This is a genomic window from Shewanella xiamenensis (assembly GCF_024971755.1).
Classification (GTDB): Bacteria; Pseudomonadota; Gammaproteobacteria; order Enterobacterales; family Shewanellaceae; genus Shewanella; species Shewanella xiamenensis.
Genome location: NZ_CP079718.1, coordinates 850,987 through 871,733 on the forward strand (window position 1 = coordinate 850,987; position 20,747 = coordinate 871,733).

Sequence of the window (20,747 nt, forward strand, 5' to 3'; positions counted from 1 at the left end):
GATGAGACAAGTAAAACCAGCTGGTCGCAACAGCGCAAGTGGCTCACGCAAGTGAAACCTATTTGGGTTGTATGGTTAAGCGACTAAGCGTATACGGTGGATGCCTTGGCAGTCAGAGGCGATGAAGGACGTAGTAACTTGCGAAAAGCGTTGGCGAGCTAGTAACAAGCATTTGAGCTAACGATGTCCGAATGGGGGAACCCGGCACCATAAGGTGTCATCATTAAGTGAATACATAGCTTAATGAGGCAAACGAGGGGAACTGAAACATCTAAGTACCCTTAGGAAAAGAAATCAACCGAGATTCCCCTAGTAGCGGCGAGCGAACGGGGATTAGCCCTTAAGTCAGAGGGGTGTTAGTGGAATGGTCTGGAAAGTCCAGCGGCACAGGGTGATAGCCCCGTACACGAAAACTAACCTTTGATGAAAACGAGTAAGGCGGGACACGTGATATCCTGTTTGAATATGGGGGGACCATCCTCCAAGGCTAAATACTCCTGACTGACCGATAGTGAACCAGTACCGTGAGGGAAAGGCGAAAAGAACCCCTGTGAGGGGAGTGAAATAGAACCTGAAACCGTATACGTACAAGCAGTGGGAGCGGTTCTTGAGACCGTGACTGCGTACCTTTTGTATAATGGGTCAGCGACTTACGTTTTGTAGCGAGGTTAAGCGAATAGCGGAGCCGTAGGGAAACCGAGTGTTAACTGCGCGTTTAGTTGCAAGGCGTAGACCCGAAACCCGGTGATCTAGCCATGGGCAGGTTGAAGGTTGAGTAACATCAACTGGAGGACCGAACCGACTAATGTTGAAAAATTAGCGGATGACTTGTGGCTGGGGGTGAAAGGCCAATCAAACCGGGAGATATCTGGTTCTCCTCGAAAGCTATTTAGGTAGCGCCTCGAGCGAATACCATTGGGGGTAGAGCACTGTTAAGGCTAGGGGGTCATCCCGACTTACCAACCCTTTGCAAACTCCGAATACCAATGAGTACTACTCGGGAGACAGACGGCGGGTGCTAACGTCCGTCGTCAAAAGGGAAACAACCCAGACCGTCAGCTAAGGTCCCAAAGTGTATGTTAAGTGGGAAACGATGTGGGAAGGCTTAGACAGCTAGGATGTTGGCTTAGAAGCAGCCATCATTTAAAGAAAGCGTAATAGCTCACTAGTCGAGTCGGCCTGCGCGGAAGATGTAACGGGGCTAAACATACCACCGAAGCTACGGGTGCAATTCATTAGAGTTGCGCGGTAGAGGAGCGTTCTGTAAGCCGTTGAAGGTGAAGGGGTAACCCACACTGGAGGTATCAGAAGTGCGAATGCTGACATGAGTAACGATAAAGGGGGTGAAAAACCCCCTCGCCGAAAGACCAAGGGTTCCTGTCCAACGTTAATCGGGGCAGGGTGAGTCGACCCCTAAGGTGAGGCCGAAAGGCGTAATCGATGGGAAACAGATTAATATTTCTGTACTTCCGCTAACTGCGATGGAGAGACGGAGAAGGCTAGGCTAGCGCGGCGTTGGTAGTCCGCGTTTAAGGTGGTAGGTGGGTGACTTAGGCAAATCCGGGTCACTATACACTGAGAGCTGATGACGAGTCCCCAAGGGGATGAAGTAGTTGATGCCATGCTTCCAGGAAAATCTTCTAAGCTTCAGGTTAGCGGGAATCGTACCCCAAACCGACACAGGTGGTCGGGTAGAGAATACCAAGGCGCTTGAGAGAACTCGGCTGAAGGAACTAGGCAAAATGGTACCGTAACTTCGGGAGAAGGTACGCTCTTGTTGGTGATGAGACTTGCTCTCTAAGCTGACGGGAGTCGCAGATACCAGGTGGCTGCAACTGTTTATCAAAAACACAGCACTGTGCAAAATCGCAAGATGACGTATACGGTGTGACGCCTGCCCGGTGCCGGAAGGTTAATTGATTGGGTTATCGCAAGAGAAGCTCATGATCGAAGCCCCGGTAAACGGCGGCCGTAACTATAACGGTCCTAAGGTAGCGAAATTCCTTGTCGGGTAAGTTCCGACCTGCACGAATGGCGTAATGATGGCCACGCTGTCTCCAGCCGAGACTCAGTGAAGTTGAAATTGCGGTGAAGATGCCGTATACCCGCGGCTAGACGGAAAGACCCCGTGAACCTTTACTATAGCTTGGCACTGAACATTGACCCTACATGTGTAGGATAGGTGGGAGACTATGAAGTTGGAACGCTAGTTCTGATGGAGTCGTCCTTGAAATACCACCCTTGTAGTGTTGATGTTCTAACTTGGCCCCATTATCTGGGGTAAGGACAGTGCCTGGTGGGTAGTTTGACTGGGGCGGTCTCCTCCCAAAGAGTAACGGAGGAGCACGAAGGTTGGCTAAGTACGGTCGGACATCGTACGGTTAGTGCAATGGCATAAGCCAGCTTAACTGCGAGACAGACACGTCGAGCAGGTACGAAAGTAGGTCATAGTGATCCGGTGGTTCTGAATGGAAGGGCCATCGCTCAACGGATAAAAGGTACTCCGGGGATAACAGGCTGATACCGCCCAAGAGTTCATATCGACGGCGGTGTTTGGCACCTCGATGTCGGCTCATCACATCCTGGGGCTGAAGTCGGTCCCAAGGGTATGGCTGTTCGCCATTTAAAGTGGTACGCGAGCTGGGTTCAGAACGTCGTGAGACAGTTCGGTCCCTATCTGCCGTGGGCGTTGGATGATTGAGGGGAGTTGCTCCTAGTACGAGAGGACCGGAGTGAACGAACCGCTGGTGTTCGGGTTGTCATGCCAATGGCATTGCCCGGTAGCTATGTTCGGAATCGATAACCGCTGAAAGCATCTAAGCGGGAAGCGAGCCCCAAGATGAGTCATCCCTTGGACTTTAAGTCCACTAAAGAGCCGTTCGAGACTAGGACGTTGATAGGTCAGGTGTGTAAGCGTTGTGAGGCGTTGAGCTAACTGATACTAATGACTCGAGAGGCTTAACCATACAACCCAGATGGGTTTTGCTAAGTAGCACTTAGCTTGAATAGAAACACTTAAGAAGTGATACTCAATACAGCTTTCCGAATTCATTTACTGCCCACATAAGATGGGGAGTAGATACCAAATTTGCTTGGTGACAATAGCATTGTGGTCCCACCTGATCCCATCCCGAACTCAGAAGTGAAACGCAATCGCGCCGATGGTAGTGTGGGGTCTCCCCATGTGAGAGTAGGTCATCGCCAAGCGCCTAACTAAACAATGAAGCCAGCTGAATAAGCTGGCTTTTTTGTTTTAGGCGTTTGTAATTTCATTCTCTATATTACTACTTCCTATTCATCACTTCCTTTTATTCGCTTCTGCGATGACGATAGTTATTACCTACATATCGATTTGACCGACAGAGCAATAGTTTCAAAGGCTTTCTTCGAGCTAATAAAAAGGGCAGCGTTTGGCTGCCCTTTATGCTTAGCATTGGTTTTTAAACCCTATTATTTAGCTTCTTTTAGCCACTGTGCTGCACGTTTGGCGAAGTAGGTAAGAATGCCATCGGCACCGGCACGTTTGAAGCATAGTAGCGATTCCATGACGATAGCCTTTTCAGCTAACCAGCCATTTTGGATCGCGGCCATGTGCATGGCATATTCACCACTCACTTGGTAAGCAAAAGTAGGAACAGCTAACTCAGTTTTAACACGATGAACGATGTCGAGATATGGCATACCTGGTTTTACCATCACCATATCAGCACCTTCTTGGATATCGAGCGCCACTTCGTGTAGTGCTTCATCACTGTTAGCTGGGTCCATTTGATAGCTATGCTTATTTCCACCTTTTAGGTTACCTGCTGAGCCAACTGCATCACGGAATGGGCCATAGTAGCTCGAAGAGTATTTGGCTGAATAGGCCATGATCTGGGTATTAACATGGCCAGCTGCTTCCAGTGCTTGACGGATCGCGCCGATGCGGCCATCCATCATATCCGATGGCGCAACAATATCAGCGCCCGCTTCGGCATGGGACAAGGCTTGTTTAACTAAAATTTCTGTAGTGATGTCATTCAGGATATAGCCTGTTTCATCAATAATGCCGTCTTGACCATGGGTCGTGAAAGGGTCTAGAGCCACGTCCGTCATAATGCCAAGTTGTGGGAAGACTTTTTTGAGTTCACGTACAGCACGTTGCACTAGTGCGTCAGCATTGTAAGCTTCTTCTGCCATGAGAGACTTTTTCTCTGCAGGCGTGACAGGAAAGAGGGCAATTAAGGGGATGCCTAATTCAACAAGTTCTTCTGCTTCTTTGAGCAGTAAGTCGATTGAATAACGCTCCACACCTGGCATTGAAGCGACTTTTTCGCTGCGATTACTGCCTTCGAGCACAAACATAGGATAGATTAGGTCATTCACTGTTAGGTGATTCTCTGCCATCAGGCGACGGCTAAAATCATGTTTGCGCATGCGGCGCATTCTGCGCTGTGGGAAGGCACTGGTAATGATATTCACATTAGACTCCTAATTAGGTTCTGTTTGCGCTGGCGCATACAATTTCACTTGATTGCGTCCGCTATTTTTTGCTTGATAGAGGGCTTTATCTGCCTGCTCTAATAATTCGGTACTGTGTTGTTCATTCAAGATTACGTCGGCACTCACGCCGATACTGACGGTGAGTGGTATGGGTTTTCCTTCCCATTCAAGGCCGATACTAGCCACTGCATCTCTTATATTTTCAGCGACTTGAAGCGCACCATCCGCGTTGGTATTGGGGAGAATAATAGCAAACTCTTCTCCACCAAAACGTGATACTAGATCCGTTGATCGTTTTAAATGCTGCTGCAATGTCTTCGTGATAAGTTTTAGGGCTTGATCACCCGCTAAATGGCCAAATTGATCATTGATAGATTTAAATCGATCGATATCGATCATTAATAGTGCTATTGGCGTTTCTTGACGACGACTTATACGGCTTTCTGCTAATAGGCGTTTATCGAAGGCACTGCGGTTTTTAGCCCCCGTTAAGCTGTCTACAGTGCTTTGTTCTGTGAGCTTTTGATTAACTTCATGCAATTCGCGCAGGGTAATTTCAAGTTCCAAAGTGCGCTCTTGCACCATTTGTTCCAGTCTTTCGTTAGTTTCTGCTTCTACTTTTAATGCATCTTCACGTGCGCTACGAATTTTTTGTGCTTGTTTTAGTGCTTCTTGTTGAATGCGTTGTTTGGCTTTACGTTCGTCGTTATAGCGGATAGCAAGCACGAGTGACATAAAGATGATTTCAAAGGTTAACCCCAGCATTACAGGTGTCTGAGGTTTGATATTCAGCTCGATAACGCCTAAATACAGTAAGCTACTCAGGCACGCACCCGTCAGCATACTCACCCAGCCAACAGTATAAAGTTTGGCTAATTTTTGCCCTCTAGCGGCTTGAATAATTGCGAGTATCATCATAATGATACTGAGCACGACAACCGAGATAATCTCAATATAAAGTACAGTGCCATAACGCAAAAAGGGAACTAATAAACAGATTAAAAGGATATAAACGGCACTATAACGGCACATCAATAGCATGCGGCGATTATAGTATTTTAATTGTAAAATTTTTTCGGTAAACATTAAGGCGAAAGCCATAACCAAAGGAAGTAGCACTGGAACCATCAGTTGCTGCAATGTTGGCCAATTAGGCCAGAGGAAGCGGAATGCGAAACCATTAATCGTGGCAACTAAGAGAGTCATGCTAAGGACGTAGCCGGAGTAATAGCTGTAACTGAATGAACCAGAAGCTAACGCGATAAATAGACTGAATATACCGATGGCGGCGAGTACCCCAAGCTGAAATCCATGTTCGACAGCTGTTGATTCCGCTATTTGTGCCAAATCGTTGGCTGACCATAAATTTAAAGGAACGGCCGCATTGCCTTCGGTTTCAATATGTATATAAAAGGTATGTTGTTCATTGGTGTTAATTTTAAAAGGGTATAGAAAAATATTACTCAGCAGTGGACGCTGTTTATAGGGAAGTGTATCTCCCATATACGTTGTGTTGACGAGTTGGTTATCTACAAGATGGTAAATAGTTACTTTATCTAATAAGGGATTATCTAAGGCAAGAATGCGTGAAAGGCTTTCGTTGTTACTACTAAGATTAACTGACAGCCAAAAATTATGCAGGCTAAGACGTTGAATATCGTTACTGGTAAACTTATGCCATTGTGCCTTGGGGAGTGCTTCAATGTCCGCTAACTGACTTTCAGTATGGGGATGAGTCACCATTAGCCAAGGTGTTAGACTGAGCGGCGTCGGAGTGTGTTCATTGATGTTGATTATGCTTGCGAAGCTGCCAGATGATATGAGCATACTGATAAGCAAAACCAATAAGCAACTTAATTTAGCCATTCTGTTGACTCAAATTAAAAAACGCTAGGCTATTTTGATAGCATTGTTTTGCAAATTCAGCCGGATCTTCTCCGCGTAGATTGGCAATATACCGAGCAATATAAGGCAAATATTCGGGTTTATTTTTACTGGATTTAGGCTTAGGACGCATGCTACGCGGCAGCAGATAAGGACTATCTGTTTCGATCAATAAGCGATCTTTTGGAATAAATGGCACTAGCGCTGCTAATTCTTGGCCACGCCTTTCATCACAAACCCAACCTGTAATTCCTAAGTGTAAATCGAGATCGATATAAGCTTCCATTTGCGTGCGAGTGCCAGTAAAGCAGTGTAACAATGCGCCGCGAAGATGGGGGCGGTAATCACTAACAATGCTGAGAAAATCACTATGGGCATCTCGCTCATGCATCAGAACGGGTTTTTGAAGTTCAATCGCCAGTTCTAATTGGGCGATAAATGCTTTGCGCTGGGCCGGACGGGGGGAAAAGTCCCTATTATAGTCTAGCCCGCATTCACCAACGGCAACGACCTGCGATGCTTGGCATAAATCTATGAGAGTTTGTTTGGAATTCGTTTGCCATTCGCTAGCATGATGCGGGTGTACACCTGCAGTGCAATAAAGCTGTTTGGGATACTGTTGGCATAATTGAATGGCTGCCGCGCTTTCGCTTAAATCACTGCCAATAACAATTAACGGCGAAACCCCTTGGTCCGCCGCTGCTTGTATGATTTGCGCTATGTCTGGTTCGAGTGCGCTGCCAAGCAAGTTGACAGCGATATCTATATAAGATGACATTATTTTAGGCGTTTTACCCTCACCTTAGCATTACGATCCTCAGTACCCATTAAGAAAGAGCCAAGCGCAGCTTTTTCGATAAATACTTTTTCACCGACTTTGAGATTGAATTTACGGTTTTCGGTTTGTTTCCAAACTTGGCCATTGGTAAAGGTAATTTTTAAAGCGCCGTAGGCATCTTCTGCTATTGACTCCACATCGAGATAAATTTTGTCAGTCGTATTCTCTTGGACGCGTTTAACTTCCATACCGAAATTATCTTCGACATTGGTCGCGGCAGCAGCAACAGGAGCTGCAGTCGCCAAAGCTGCAGGGGCCGCTGCGGGAGTGACAACGGGGGCGACAGCTATCGGTGCCGTGGTGTTATTGGTCACTGTGGTGACTTGAATGCTTGCTGCGAGGTTGTCATAGCATACCAAGCGCTCGAGCTTGTCCGTTATCCCTGCACATTGAGTTAATTGCTGCTCAATACCGGCATTAGCCTGTGCAGATACCAGTAACACTGCACCAGTCAGTAGAGTTAAACGCATCCCAGTTTCCTTATTATTATTTTCCTCTAATGCCGATTGAGGCATTAGTCATTCGTTGGTTGTTCTTCATCGGTCTCGTCATCAGGTTTACTGTAAAAACGAGCCGCAAATAATCCGCCTTCGAACAATAACAGCATTGGCACGGCAAGCATAGTTTGGGAAATAACATCAGGTGGTGTGAGCAGCATACCCACCACGAATGCGCCGACAATAATATAGGGGCGTTTTTGCTTGAGATCTTCAGGTGTTGTCACACCGGCCCAGCAGAGTAAAACAACGGCAATCGGGATCTCAAAGGATAAGCCGAATGCAAAAAATAATTTCAGTACAAAATCAAGATAGCTGCTGATATCGGTTGCAACTTGTACTCCCTCTGGAGCAGTGTTGGCAAAAAAGCCAAATACAACTGGGAATACAACGTAATAAGCGAAGGCTATACCTAAGTAAAATAGCACTGTGCTGCTAAAAAGTAGCGGCATAACTAAGCGTTTTTCATGCTTATACAAACCTGGTGCTACGAAGGACCAAATTTGAAAGAGCACATAGGGTACGGCCACAAAAAATGACAGAACTAATGTCAGTTTAAAAGGGGCGAAGAAAGGTGCGGCCACATCGGTCGCAATCATACTGCCACCTAAGGGCAAAGACTGCATTAAAGGAATTGCCATGTAATGGTAAATATCATTTGCCCAATACACACTACAAATAAATACAATCAATACACTGGCAATGGATTTAAGCAGCTTGGACCTAAGTTCAAGCAAATGGCTGATAAGTGGCTGCTGTTGCGACATGAATTATCCGTTAGCTTTAGGGTTAGAACGGGTATCCTCGCCCTGAATGGACTCACTATGTGGGGCGGAGGAAGCCGAAGTTGGACTCGCCTCGGTAGAAACCGTTTGGCTTGCAGGATTGTGGATCTGGTTTTCCTGTGCACTGGGAATATCTTGCACTTGGTAAGGACGATTCACTGACTGCGCGGCTTGCTTCAATTGATCGATTGACTCTTGCAGCTCGGGAGAGAGGTTAGATAAACCTTTGCTCTCCGCTTTTTTGAGGTCGGCGTGCAACTGCTCGATCTTTAGCTCTTGCTCAAGTTCTTCTTTGACTGAGTTGGCCATGCGTTTCATCGCGCGGATCCAACTGGTTACTGAACGTACTGCAACCGGTAGACGTTCGGGGCCAAGAACGACCAGCCCCAGAACACCGATCAGCAGCAGCTCCATAAAGCCGATACCGTCAAACATAAAGAGTTACGCCTGTTCTTTGTGAGACTCAGGTTTCTTTTCAGTCGCCTGTTGAGTTGGTTGTGCGGTTTGTGCAGTTTGCACTGGTTTTGCCGCTTCAGTGTCTTCTAGCGCCTTTTTATCTTCTTCTGAAGACATGGCGTTTTTGAAGCCCTTAACAGCACCACCTAAGTCACCACCCAAAGAGCGTAATTTCTTAGTTCCAAACAATAAGACAACGATTAACGCGATGATAAGAAGTTGCCAAATACTAATGCCACCCATGAAGGTATCCTCTTAATTGATATCGGTTCTATTATGAACCTCTGATTAATTAGTGCTAGCTAAAATTTACGATTCTTTGGCCTAGATCGCCATCCGATAATCCACAGTACCGTACCTGAAATCAGGCACACGTAAGGGCTCAACAGTGTAGCGTCTTGGTTGAACAATAACGTGCCACAGATCAATAAAATTGCAGAAGTGATGAGTAAGTAATTACTCTTATGTGCTTGCTGCTGGTATTTCAGATACTTATCTAGCATTTGTTGCTGAGAACTCAGCAATTTCCTGCCTAATTTAAGGTTGTCATAAATTAGTTCAGGGAATTCCGGAAGTTTATCAGACCAATATGGCAGTTTTGTGGATACCTTTTTAAACATGGCTTTAGGTCCCACTTGCTCGGCCATCCACTGCTCTAAAAAGGGTTTAGCGGTCTGCCAGAGATCCAGCTGCGGATAGAGCTGACGGCCTAAACCTTCAATATACAGCAAAGTCTTTTCGAGCAGCACGAGCTGAGGCTGCACGACGATATCAAAATGCCGTGCGGTACGGAACAGCTCTAACAACACATGCCCAAAGGATATTTCATCTAAGGGCTTGTTAAACATGGGTTCACACACGACCTTGATGGCTTGTTCAAAAGCTTGCAGATCGGTTTTTTCCGACACCCAGCCCGACTCAATATACAGTTGCGCGATGCGGTGATAATCACGATTGAAAAACGCGAGGAAGTTTTCCGCGAGATAGCGCTTATCGACCTCACTGAGCGTGCCCATAATGCCGCAATCAAGGCCAATATAGTAAGGGTTTTCGGGATGTTCGCGGGAGATAAAAATATTTCCCGGATGCATATCCGCGTGGAAAAAGTTATCGCGGAACACTTGGGTGAAAAATAGCTCTACGCCCCGTTCGGCTAGCAGTTTAAAGTTTGTGCCTTGTGCCTTAAGTGCAGCGATATCCGATACTGGAATACCGTAAATCCGTTCCATCACCATCAAACGTGGATAACAAAACTCTTCATATACATAAGGAATATAGAGCGCGTCTGAGTCGAGGAAGTTATTACGTAGTTTAATGGCATTGAGGGCCTCAAGCTTAAGGTTGAGCTCCCCTAAAATGGTGACGCGGTAATCTTCAATCACCTCGGCTGGGCGTAGTCGGTTACCTTCGCCAAGAAGATAATCGATGACCTTCGCCGTTTGCGACATCAGCAGGAGATCGGCCTGGATTTTAGTTTCTACGTTCGGGCGCAGCACTTTTAATACCACGGCCTTGCCATTGGATTTAAGCGTCGCGGTATGTACTTGAGAAATCGAGGCCGAGGCTAATGGCGTTTCATTAAAGTCATCAAAGAAGGTCTCGATTGGTGCTTTAAGCTCTGCTTCTATCGCGAGTCGGGCGAGTGCGCCATCGAAGGGAGGGACTTTATCCTGCAACATGGCAAGCTCTGTCGCCCATTCATCACTCAGTAAGTCACGGCGGGTGGAGAGCATTTGCCCGAGCTTGATATACACAGGGCCAAGCTCTTGCATTGCTAGCTTTAAGCGCTCGCCACCGGATTTACCTTTGTGTTTATTACGGATCCAAAACAGACTATTGCGGGCGAGTTTAAAGTACCAAGGGGTCATCTTTGGCGGTAAAACATCATCTAACCCATATTGCAATAGGGTCTTAATCACATGATAACCGCGGCGGATACTGGCAAGGGTCATGGCTTAATTGAGTCTCTTAATTGGGCAATCCGTTGTTCGAGCGCGTGAGTGTCGGTAACTAAGTCATCTATTTGATCGCACAAATGAATAAGTTCAATCCGATGGGGCGCAAGCCGATACTCTTCGATAGCGAGTTGCCCTAAATGGGAGCGGGTTTTACGCAATACTTCAAGTGCAAGACCTTTTGCCTGATGGCTTGTACTGATGAGCTTGTGAGTGGGGCCGTCACCCAAATAACGCGAAATGGGTTCGGCAAAATCAAACTCTATGCTACGTAGATATTGGCTAAAGCTTTGTAATAAGTTCAGATCGCCTTCGAGCTTGAGCTTATCTTGCTTGATAAGTTCAGTCAGGTTGGCACCTTCTGACACGCGATAAAGTGTCGTTGCATCAGCGTGCAGACTGACATCGACATTACCTTCATAGCGACTCAGTACTTGGATTTCTTTGGCAAAGACCAAGTAAATTGGCCAGTTGAGTTGCGTTAATTGAATACGAAATACTTTGCCATGTAGCTGGCGCTGGCGCGCATAGGCGTCGCCCGCTTGGGTCTGAAGTTGTTTCAGACCCATCTCAATAGCGGCGCAGGCAAGTAACACCACTTCTTGCGGCATCATTAGAATTTATAACCACGGTGCAGGGCGACAATGCCATCGGTCATATTGGTGTAATCGACCTGTTCAAAGCCCGCATCCACCATCATTTGCTTAAGAGTGTCTTGATCTGGATGCATCCGAATGGATTCGGCCAAGTACTCATAGCTGTCAGCGTCTTTAGTAATGAGTTCACCCATCTTTGGTAAGACTTTGAAGCTATATAAATCATACACTTTACGCATGATTTCATGCTGGGGCTTAGAAAACTCTAATACCAATAACTTACCACCTGGCTTAAGTACGCGGTTCATAGAACGAAGCGCTGCATCTTTGTCTGTTACGTTACGCAGACCAAAGGCGATGGTGATGATATCGAAGTGATTATCGGGGAAGGGCAGTGCTTCGGCATTGGCTTGCACGTAGCTGACATTGTTGACAATGCCTTTGTCACGTAGCTTAGTGCGGCCCACTTTTAGCATAGAATCGTTGATATCAGCTAAAACCACTTCGCCTTTATCGCCCACTAAGTGAGAGAATTTAGCGGTTAAATCGCCCGTACCACCGGCAAGATCAAGCACCTTCATACCCGGACGAGCGCCAGATACTTCAATGGTGTAGCGTTTCCAAAAACGGTGAATACCGAAGGACATAACGTCATTCATGATATCGTACTTGGCGGCAACCGAATGGAACACGCCAGCAACGAGATCGGCCTTTTTATCCGCCTCTACGGTTTTATAACCAAAGTGGGTATTTTTAGATTCACCCTCAGACATCAATGTATTCCTATTGTTTTGCAAAGTATTAGTGGCGAGTGTAAGCCATCGCCTGCATTTGCTGAATCTTTGATCTATCACTCTGTGATCGAGCTAGTAAACTCTCCTCAAGGCGTTAGCTTAAAGAGTTTGGCTTTTGCCAGTGTTTAGTGTGCCGACCCGATAAAATGGACTGGCATTAGACCACAATATCAGGATTTGGTGAATAGCTTCGCGCCCGTAAGGACACAAGCAAACGAGGCTATCGGGCTAAAAATTGGCATCTTGCTTGTACATAGGCATAAATTAACTCGCTGATACTTTGACCCACGTCCCTAAAGCCCGCCTCTATGCCGGCCTCATGACAGCTTGGTGCGGCTTCGGCTAAATGTAAATAAGCACAGGGACATCGGCTGGCGATATAGCTAATGTAGTGGGCGGCATCGAGTAGGGGAATTCCCGCAGCTGTAGAGGCACTGCTCGGCATTTTGGCGATGGCATCGACATCCAATTCTAGCGCTACTGGGAGCGCTGTTTGGTTAAGTTTGTTAGCAATATCTTGTAGCGCCTGCGTCAGGCTAATCTCTCGGCGAATCCAAATTTGTTGGAGGCTATGCCAAGTGCCACCAAACTCAGTGAGTTGTTGTAAATTGGCCTCGCTGTTTTTGAGCTCGTGCAAACCGAGCACATGGTAATAACCCAGCGCACCGCGATTAGCGGCGTAACTAAAGCCATTACCGCTGTGACGCCCTTCGAGCAGGCGAAAATCACTGTGCGGATCTAAATTCACTGCGGCAACTTGGCGTTGATAATGGGCCGAGGTTGCCATTAACAGGCCATAGGCATTGTTGTGGCCGCCACCAATCACTATGGGTTCAAGCCCTGCCGCTTGTATGGCGCTGACTAGTTTAATCACCCGTTCATCGAGCTGCTCAACTGTTTGGCGTAGATGGGTTAGGCTCGCGCCTTCGCCATCCTGTGCCTGTAATTGCAGATCCGCCGTATGAACTTGCCCTAAAATCAGGCATTCGGCGCCCGAAAGAAAACGATTCGACTGTAAATTCAACCACTGGCGCATGCTGGTGGTAAAGGCATCGGTGGCACCGCTTCTGCCTAAGTTTGCCCGTGGGCCGATATCTTCACCCACTCCGACAATGGCAAATTGAGCACCATGGGCTTTTGCGGTGGTGAGTATCGCTTCTAATGGATGTTCATGGTTAGCCAAGTGTACGCATTGGCCTATTTTGGTCTCACCGGCTCGCGGGCTAACGAGACTGGCGATATCGGCTTGGGTAAATGGGATAAATTCAGACATAGATTAGTATTCTTATCGGGTAGGGACAGGGATATTGTGGCGTACCCAAGGACGAATATTCAATGGTACTTAATGGTATCTGCCAATAAAAAAGCCAGCTTAGCTGGCTTTCTTTCGATGTTATTTAGCATTACTCGATATCGAGTGGTTCTGGCGATAGAATGACGCCAGTGTTATCGGCATAGATATGATCGCCAGGGAGGAAGGTCACGCCGCCAAAGTTGACCGGGATATCGACTTCACCCACTGAATTGCCATCGGCGCCCACAGGAATTGAAGCAAGGGCTTGAATGCCGATGTCTAATTCTTCCAGCGCATCCACATCGCGTACCGAACCGTAAACGATAATGCCTTCCCAGTTGTTGTTGACTGCGATTTCTGCGATAGATGCATCGATCAGGGCGCGGCGTAATGAACCACCACCGTCAACCAGCAAGACTTTACCTTGGCCATCTTCTTGTAAGACCTCGGTGATTAGGCCGTTGTCTTCAAAGCACTTAATGGTGCTGATAGAACCGCCAAAAGAGCTACAACCACCGTAGTTACTGAACATGGGCTCGACTACATCTACGACATCTAAGTACATGTCACATAGTTCTGAGGTGTTGTATTCCATATTTACACTCCTATTGATCCGCGTTGCGTACAGTTTAGCGAGTTTACGCCAGTATAAAAGGGATTCCTGAAAAGAAAAGTGTTATCAATCACGGTATTGTTGCACTTGGACGTTAACACTTATGTTGTAAACTTTCGTCACTTAACAGGTGTTTATCCTCAAAACTTGATATCGGTCATTAAATAACGGTTTTTTATTACAACTCTGTTGCGCGTTTTGGTATTATATCCCAAGTTTAAATTAACTTACTTAACTTAATTTGCTTTAGGGGCAAGGACCCCCCGTTACGCTTATGGACGGTAGAGGGCCTTCGAGAGGTGCCTATGGAAGCTGTAAACACGATTGAAATTATTGGTTATTTTGCCTCAGTAATGGTGGCAATTTCACTTATGATGAAGAATATCATCTGGTTAAGATGGTTAAACTTTGTCGGTTGTACCTTGTTTGTTATCTATGGCGTATTTATTTCAGCCTGGCCTGTTGCGGGGATGAACGCCTTTGTTGCCTGTATCAATATTTACCATTTGACGAAAATTTACCGCGCTAAAGCGCTGGAACAAGCTATCGCTTGAAGGTTTTCTGACAGTGTTGCCCGTTCATAGCAACTGGGCAGCACTGTATTCTCCCCGTACGTTTTCCCTCTTGCTCCAATTGATAGCTTCATTCCTCGCCATTTTCGCCACAGGTGTCATAAAACTTTAGGCCTGATGTCACTTTACCGTCATCGGCAGTTCTTAGTCTCACCTTAACACTGAGCACTTAAGCCATCTCTGTTTAAGTTGTCGTAGGTTTAGCGTGGGGTTCTATCGTGAAATAGTCGTCTGACAGGGCGTTAACACATGCAGACGCTAACAGCTGTCGAGAGAATGCACTCATTAACATTGCCATGATACTCGCTGGCATGCCAGCAAGGAGCCTGTTTTATGTTGAGTTACATTACAGACTTAGATAAGCGCATGTTTTACCGCATTGTGGATTTGAGCCAACGTCACGGTGTTTATGCTTGGGCGAAGCGGATATCGGCAACTGGAGATGGGCATGTGTATCTGTATCTCTCTGTTGGGTTGATGCTGACACACTCCCAAGGGCAGAACCTGTTCAATCTGCTGTTGGCGAGTTTTTTGATTGAATTGCCGTTGTACATATTACTCAAAAATAGCATTCGCCGTACTCGACCCTGTCATGCCTTGGTTGGGTTTGAAAGCGGCTTTGAACCCTCAGATCGTTTTAGCCTACCTTCGGGACACACGTCGGCCGCCTTTGTGATGGCCACAAGTGTGGCGCAGGTGTATCCCGTGGCTGCGCCTTTTGCTTACGTATGGGCGCTCTGTATTGGTGGCTCGCGTATTGCGCTTGGGGTGCATTACCCCTCAGATATTGTCGCCGGTGTTCTGTTAGGTACGGGGGCTGTTTTGCTTGTGCATCCCGTGATTTAACACAATCAGGCACTCATTCGTTGGATACCTCCTTGATTCACCACTCTTTCATTCACAGTTAAAGGATAAGCAATGCGAATACTCTACGGAGTGCAAGGCACAGGGAATGGTCATTTAAGTCGTGCTCGAGTGATGGCAAAGGCCTTAGTTGAGCACAATATTCAAGTCGACTTTTTGTTTTCGGGGCGCAAGCCTGAAGATTTTTTCGATATGGAGTGTTTTGGGGAGTATCGCGTCCAAGCAGGGATGACTTTTGCTACGCACTCAGGGCGAGTCAATATCACGCAAACGGTGAAGCAGAATTGTTCCTTATCGTTGCTTAAGGATATTCAAGCGCTGGATCTGAGTTGCTATGACCTCGTTCTAAATGATTTTGAACCCGTATCCGCATGGGCGGCGAGGCGCCAGGGAGTCCCCTCGATTGGGATAAGCCACCAAGCTGCATTGACTCATCCTGTGCCTAAATTGGGAAGCACTTGGTTGAATGAGTTACTACTCAACTACTTTGCACCGGTGGATGTGGCTTTAGGATGCCATTGGCATCATTTTGGTTTTCCGATCTTGCCTCCCTTTGTCGAAGTGGATGTCAGCCCTATTGAACATACCCATCAAATATTGGTGTATTTACCCTTCGAAGAGGCGGATGTGATTGCCGACTTTTTTAAGCCTTTTACGGATTATCAGTTTTTGGTGTATCACGCCAAGCAGCCTACCAAACGCATTGCCGATCATATTCAATGGCATGGGTTTAATCGTGATGGATTTAAACAGCACTTAGCGACTTGCGGTGGTGTCATCGGCAATGCGGGATTTGAGCTGGCGAGTGAGGCGCTGACCTTAGGTAAAAAGTTGTTGGTCAAACCGCTGATTGGTCAATTCGAGCAGCTATCGAATGTGGCAGCGCTACAATTATTGGGGGCGGGTGACAGTATGATGAGCTTAGATATCAGCGCGGTTAAGCGTTGGCTTAAGGCCGCATCGCCAAATCCCATTGCCTATCCGCAAGTCGGTGATGCTTTAGTTAAATGGATAGGGAGTGGACAGTGGCAGAATACTACACCATTGTGCGCCGAACTTTGGAGCCAAGTGAAATTGCCAGACACATGGCGCTAAGATTGATGTGAGCACTGTGATAAAAGGCTATTTCCGCTCTAGCTGGGAATCTGGGGTTAGCGTATAATTTGGCCAATTTGCTGTTAGCCCCAGCAGCGTGTCTTTATTGGCCTAGTATGGCCACAATTTAGTTGTCATAAATGAGCCTTAAGAAGTTTGCTCAGTACAAGTTACTGTTTTTAATGTTGTTGTCCCTCGGTATTTTGCTTCCTTTTATTCCCGACCAAGCCTACCACATGCCCGGCCCTGATACTGCCAAGCAAAATCTGCATGTGATTGAATTTAACGATCAAGGCCAGCCCCACAATGATGGACAATGGCAAGCGCTTAAGGCTCGGATTTTACAACCCAATAATGGCACAGCACCTGAGTTGCTGATTTTTGTCCATGGCTGGCACCACAGTGCCAATCCCAAGGATGAAAACTTTGTCGCTTTCGAGCAGTTTTATCAGCAAATGGCTGCCTCTGATTCTCAACGAAACTTGCTCGGCCTATACATCGGCTGGCGGGGAGATAAGTACGATCCTTTCTGGATCGATGGTTCAGATGATGCTACTAGTTGGATTGAACCATTGGATTTCCCGACTATTTTGCAGCGTAAAGCCGTAGCAAAACGCATAGGGCAAACGGGTTTATCGCAGTTACTGGATAAATTGGATGGATTGGTCGCTGAGCATCAGTTACTGCGTTATACCGTTATCGGTCATAGTCTTGGTGGCTTAGTCGTGTTGCACGCCAGCAAAGATAGAATTAAGGCGGCTATCGATACTGAGCAAGATAACCCAAATCTATTCTTACTGTTAAACCCCGCCGCGCCAACGCAGGATTTTAAGCCGCTCGATACTTTGATGAGCTTAGATAGGCAAAAACCGAGTATGGTGGTGTTGCAATCGAAGGGCGATTTTGCGGTAAAAGAGGCGTTTAATTACATAAAAGATGGCGAACGGGCACTGGGTAATTCTTGGGCAATAACCCATGATATCGATAAATGTTCAGGCGGTAACTGTGCTACGCCAATGAAAATGCCTTCAGCATTAATGGCTCACGATCAGCTTCCCGGTTGTATGATGACGTTGCCGCATTCGGGCTGGAAAATTCGAGCCCGCTTACAGGCAAGGCGCAGTGTGCAGACCTGTCCCGATGCCAATATGCAGGCGGTTTGGGTGCTCGCTGTGTCCGATGAAATTGTCTCTGGGCATAATGGGATCTTAACGTCGGATCACGCTAAGGCGCTGTCCGAGGTGATGGGTATGATTGATTTATATCGAAATCAATTGCCTAAACATGCGGTTGAAAGCCCTGCGAATGAAGATTTAGCCACCCTTGCGCCAGAGCCTGAAGCCACAAACACAACCAGTGGCCAAACGAGTACTCCAGACGAGCCTGTGGTTATTGTTGAACCTGTTGCTGAAGCTGAAAAACCATCACAGCAACCAGAGCCTCCAGTCCCGATAAAGACAGAATCAACCTTGGAATTGCCACAGCGGGAAGGTGTAAAGGAAGAATCGCCACAGGCTAATCCAGCGAATGAGCATCAACCGCTAGGGGAAACGCCACCTCGACCTAAAGTTGAGAATGAGTAACTCATTACTACAATTGGGTTACCACAATCTCGGCGGTAAAATGAGCATATGGAAGTGCGCACTTTATTGATTTTTCATTTGCCATTTACGCCAACTTAGCAGCAGTAACGAGATTAGCAACAGGCTAACGATCGCCCATGTAGGGTATTTATGTTGGTGATAAAACGCGAGTATTGGTGCGATTTCATCGCGGATTAACACTGGTCCTAAACCAAAAAGGGTTACCCAAATGCTGGTGGCGAGTAGGTTGCCCATCACAAATTGTTTAAAAGGCATCTTGGCCAGCCCACAGCCTATAAACATAAATTGCTTAAGCCCTTCGACAAAACGGCTGAGCACTAAGGCCGCAATGCCATACTGGCCAATCACATCATGAATTTTGTCTTCTAGTTTGGGTTTTATCCAACCTTTCCGCAGCAATACCTCGCCAAAGCGTCGACCAATAAAATAACCCAATGTGTTGCCACACAGGGCTGCACCGCTGGCTACGATCAAAACTAATGACAGTGACATTTGCCCCGTAGCCGCCAGTAAACTGGCAACAATGAGTAAGGATTGTCCTGGGGCTGGAATGCCAAATCCCTCGACGGCAATAGCGATAAACAGAAGCAGATAACCGTATTGCTGCAACCAAGGGGTCATTTCGGTAATAAGGTGTTGTAAGACTTCTGGCATGATGAAAACAGGGAGCAGGAATGAATCATCCCATCTTACTCGGCACTGCCAAATTTAGGGTAGCTTTATGAGCAAAGTTTCATACTGATTTTATGGAATGGAGCATATCGAAGGCACAAAAAAGCCGAACTGAGTTCGGCTTTTTAGGCTTTAAGACTTAATAGTCGCCTAAGCGAAAGCGGCCTGCAGTTGTGGTACAACTTGCTTCTTACGGCTTAATACACCGTCTAACCACACTTTGCCATCAACTGGAGTTTTACCGTAGGCGCGGTTAATTAGATCGGCATCGTCAGAAACCACTAACAGTTCTGAGCCTTCTTTCATAATGTCGGTCAGCAGTAATAGTACGCTGTGGCGGTTACCATCAACCTTCAGTGCTTTAATATCGGCTTCTAGTTCGGCTTTGATTGCATCAAATACTGACAGATCAATTACTTCTAATTGGCCGATACCGACTAAGTTACCGTTCATGTTGAAGTCTTTAAAGTCGCGCATCACGAGATCGCGTGCTGGTGTGCCTTCAACGGCAGACTTCACTTTGAACATTTCCATGCCCAGTGCTTTAAAGTCTTCGATGCCTGCGATTTCGGCTAAGGCTTCAACGCAGCGAATATCAGCTGTGGTGCAAGTCGGTGATTTGAAGATCACAGTGTCGCTTAGGATGGCGCACATCATAATGCCAGCGATGTTCTTAGGGATGGCGACTTGGTAAAAGTCGTACATCATCTTAATGACCGTATTGCTGCAACCAACAGGGCGGATCCAACACTCTAATGGCGTATCAGTGGTCAGATCGCCTAGTTTGTGGTGATCCACAATCCCTACGATGGTCGCTTTGGCGATATCGTCTGGTGCTTGAGTCAGTTCAGAGTGGTCAACAATGTAGACCTGCTCGCCAGCATAGCTGGTTTTGTATTCTGGCGCTTCAAAGCCAAAACGCTCCAGAATAAAAGCGGTTTCGGGTGATAACTCACCTAAACGTGCGGCAACGGCTTCTTCACCGATTTGGTTTTTGAGATAAGCTAACGCGATAGCACCACAGATTGAATCAGAATCGGGGATTTTGTGACCGACAACGTACATAGGCATTTCAGGGACTCTCCTTTAAATTTGTGGCAATTTTAACAATATTTCGTCGGATTCGGAAATAGCCAAAGCGCATATCGCTGCGCCTTAAGCGGCTATTTCTGTCAAAACTTAGGCATTGTTGACTCAGATTTTAGATTTTCACTTTTATCACGACTTTACGCACCGCTGTTGGTGTATCACTCGTGCCGGGCATATGCATGTCGCCAGGGAAAAAGAGCGCAAACATCCCTGCCTTTAGTTGAATGTAGGAGGCGTTGGCTTTATTCGACTCGTAATCAAACTCGGCGTAATCGTGCTTTTCGAAATAAGGTTTTGAGGGTGTCTGGTCGGCCAATGGCAGATAGCCAAACTCTTCTTCGCCGCTGACCACATACTGCACATCGATGTATTTTTGATGCACTTCAAAGGGTTCCGTCGATTGTGGCTTGGTGTGGTAATCATTGACGATCACGAAAATATCCTCGCCATTGAGGGGATAATTGCCAACGGGCAGTTGGCTAAAGTCGGTGCTGGCAAGATGTGCTAATGCCGTGGCAATGCGTGGGCTGAGTGATTGATAAATATGGCGATTAGCTAAGGTATCGACAATCATGGGGTACTCGATATGGCGTAAGTAAATGAGTGAATTGTAAAGATTATAATCAGTTCACTGCCGTTAGAACATAAGCGATAGAC

Annotated in this window: 19 protein-coding genes and 2 rRNA genes; 6 read left to right on the top strand and 15 right to left on the bottom strand. The window is 46.7% G+C overall.

Annotated features, from left to right (window positions below):
* The first annotated feature begins 73 nt into the window (after positions 1-73).
* Together KXJ80_RS04835 and rrf are read left to right on the top strand one after the other, a co-directional pair.
* A 23S ribosomal RNA gene (locus KXJ80_RS04835) occupies positions 74-2,966 on the top strand.
* A gap of 125 nt (positions 2,967-3,091) precedes the next feature.
* Positions 3,092-3,207: ribosomal RNA gene (rrf, locus tag KXJ80_RS04840) — 5S ribosomal RNA — on the top strand.
* Positions 3,208-3,450: 243 nt separating this feature from the next.
* On the opposite strand, the gene hemB is transcribed toward rrf, so the two are convergent.
* The 12 genes from hemB to rraA form a co-directional block, all read right to left on the bottom strand.
* Complete coding sequence (gene hemB, locus KXJ80_RS04845) at positions 3,451-4,461, bottom strand: porphobilinogen synthase (protein WP_218737968.1); 1,011 nt, start codon at positions 4,459-4,461, stop codon at positions 3,451-3,453.
* Positions 4,462-4,470: 9 nt separating this feature from the next.
* The gene (locus KXJ80_RS04850) at positions 4,471-6,348 is read right to left on the bottom strand and encodes a sensor domain-containing diguanylate cyclase (RefSeq protein WP_218737969.1); all 1,878 of its coding nucleotides are present in this window, start codon (positions 6,346-6,348) and stop codon (positions 4,471-4,473) included.
* The gene (locus KXJ80_RS04855) at positions 6,341-7,144 is read right to left on the bottom strand and encodes a TatD family hydrolase (RefSeq protein ID WP_144346454.1); all 804 of its coding nucleotides are present in this window, start codon (positions 7,142-7,144) and stop codon (positions 6,341-6,343) included. Before KXJ80_RS04855 ends, KXJ80_RS04850 begins: the two co-directional genes overlap by 8 nt.
* Positions 7,144-7,674 (bottom strand): hypothetical protein, encoded by a 531-nt coding sequence (locus KXJ80_RS04860; protein WP_218678269.1) that lies wholly within the window; start codon positions 7,672-7,674, stop codon positions 7,144-7,146. Before KXJ80_RS04860 ends, KXJ80_RS04855 begins: the two co-directional genes overlap by 1 nt.
* Before the next feature lie 44 nt (positions 7,675-7,718).
* Positions 7,719-8,468 carry a twin-arginine translocase subunit TatC gene (gene tatC, locus KXJ80_RS04865; RefSeq protein ID WP_037422645.1) on the bottom strand — a complete coding sequence of 250 codons (750 nt, stop codon included), beginning with the start codon at positions 8,466-8,468 and terminating at the stop codon, positions 7,719-7,721.
* 3 nt (positions 8,469-8,471) lie between these two features.
* Positions 8,472-8,921, bottom strand: coding sequence for a Sec-independent protein translocase protein TatB (gene tatB, locus KXJ80_RS04870; RefSeq protein WP_037422648.1), 450 nt, complete (start codon positions 8,919-8,921; stop codon positions 8,472-8,474).
* Positions 8,922-8,927: 6 nt separating this feature from the next.
* Complete coding sequence (gene tatA, locus KXJ80_RS04875) at positions 8,928-9,185, bottom strand: Sec-independent protein translocase subunit TatA (protein ID WP_037422651.1); 258 nt, start codon at positions 9,183-9,185, stop codon at positions 8,928-8,930.
* A gap of 59 nt (positions 9,186-9,244) precedes the next feature.
* A complete protein-coding gene (gene ubiB / locus KXJ80_RS04880; RefSeq protein WP_037422654.1) occupies positions 9,245-10,894 on the bottom strand; it encodes a ubiquinone biosynthesis regulatory protein kinase UbiB in 1,650 nt (549 codons plus the stop codon).
* The gene (locus KXJ80_RS04885) at positions 10,891-11,511 is read right to left on the bottom strand and encodes a ubiquinone biosynthesis accessory factor UbiJ (protein ID WP_218678270.1); all 621 of its coding nucleotides are present in this window, start codon (positions 11,509-11,511) and stop codon (positions 10,891-10,893) included. Before KXJ80_RS04885 ends, ubiB begins: the two co-directional genes overlap by 4 nt.
* The gene (ubiE, locus tag KXJ80_RS04890; RefSeq protein WP_037422660.1) at positions 11,511-12,266 is read right to left on the bottom strand and encodes a bifunctional demethylmenaquinone methyltransferase/2-methoxy-6-polyprenyl-1,4-benzoquinol methylase UbiE; all 756 of its coding nucleotides are present in this window, start codon (positions 12,264-12,266) and stop codon (positions 11,511-11,513) included. Before ubiE ends, KXJ80_RS04885 begins: the two co-directional genes overlap by 1 nt.
* A gap of 241 nt (positions 12,267-12,507) precedes the next feature.
* Positions 12,508-13,560, bottom strand: a complete 1,053-nt coding sequence (locus tag KXJ80_RS04895) for a formimidoylglutamase (protein WP_218678271.1) — start codon at positions 13,558-13,560, stop codon at positions 12,508-12,510.
* Positions 13,561-13,690: 130 nt separating this feature from the next.
* A complete protein-coding gene (gene rraA, locus KXJ80_RS04900) occupies positions 13,691-14,176 on the bottom strand; it encodes a ribonuclease E activity regulator RraA (RefSeq protein ID WP_037422666.1) in 486 nt (161 codons plus the stop codon).
* Between the two features lie 323 nt (positions 14,177-14,499).
* Between rraA and KXJ80_RS04905 the strand changes: the two genes are divergently transcribed.
* The 4 genes from KXJ80_RS04905 (at position 14,500) to KXJ80_RS04920 (ending at position 18,308) form a co-directional block, all read left to right on the top strand.
* The gene (locus tag KXJ80_RS04905) at positions 14,500-14,748 is read left to right on the top strand and encodes a YgjV family protein (RefSeq protein WP_023266869.1); all 249 of its coding nucleotides are present in this window, start codon (positions 14,500-14,502) and stop codon (positions 14,746-14,748) included.
* Between the two features lie 351 nt (positions 14,749-15,099).
* On the top strand, positions 15,100-15,612 hold the full coding sequence (locus tag KXJ80_RS04910) for a phosphatase PAP2 family protein (RefSeq protein ID WP_218678272.1): 513 nt from the start codon (positions 15,100-15,102) through the stop codon (positions 15,610-15,612).
* 72 nt (positions 15,613-15,684) lie between these two features.
* Positions 15,685-16,725 carry an MJ1255/VC2487 family glycosyltransferase gene (locus KXJ80_RS04915; protein WP_218678273.1) on the top strand — a complete coding sequence of 347 codons (1,041 nt, stop codon included), beginning with the start codon at positions 15,685-15,687 and terminating at the stop codon, positions 16,723-16,725.
* 140 nt (positions 16,726-16,865) lie between these two features.
* On the top strand, positions 16,866-18,308 hold the full coding sequence (locus tag KXJ80_RS04920; RefSeq protein ID WP_259474534.1) for a thioesterase: 1,443 nt from the start codon (positions 16,866-16,868) through the stop codon (positions 18,306-18,308).
* A 63-nt stretch (positions 18,309-18,371) separates the two neighbouring features.
* Here KXJ80_RS04920 and KXJ80_RS04925 read toward each other — a convergent pair whose 3' ends face one another.
* The 3 genes from KXJ80_RS04925 to KXJ80_RS04935 all read right to left on the bottom strand — a co-directional run bounded on the left by KXJ80_RS04925 (position 18,372) and on the right by KXJ80_RS04935 (position 20,664).
* Positions 18,372-18,983 (bottom strand): DedA family protein, encoded by a 612-nt coding sequence (locus tag KXJ80_RS04925; RefSeq protein ID WP_037422677.1) that lies wholly within the window; start codon positions 18,981-18,983, stop codon positions 18,372-18,374.
* A gap of 168 nt (positions 18,984-19,151) precedes the next feature.
* Positions 19,152-20,072, bottom strand: coding sequence for a manganese-dependent inorganic pyrophosphatase (locus KXJ80_RS04930; RefSeq protein ID WP_218678274.1), 921 nt, complete (start codon positions 20,070-20,072; stop codon positions 19,152-19,154).
* A gap of 130 nt (positions 20,073-20,202) precedes the next feature.
* Positions 20,203-20,664 (bottom strand): NanQ anomerase/TabA/YiaL family protein, encoded by a 462-nt coding sequence (locus tag KXJ80_RS04935; RefSeq protein WP_047536651.1) that lies wholly within the window; start codon positions 20,662-20,664, stop codon positions 20,203-20,205.
* Between the last annotated feature and the right edge of the window lie 83 nt (positions 20,665-20,747).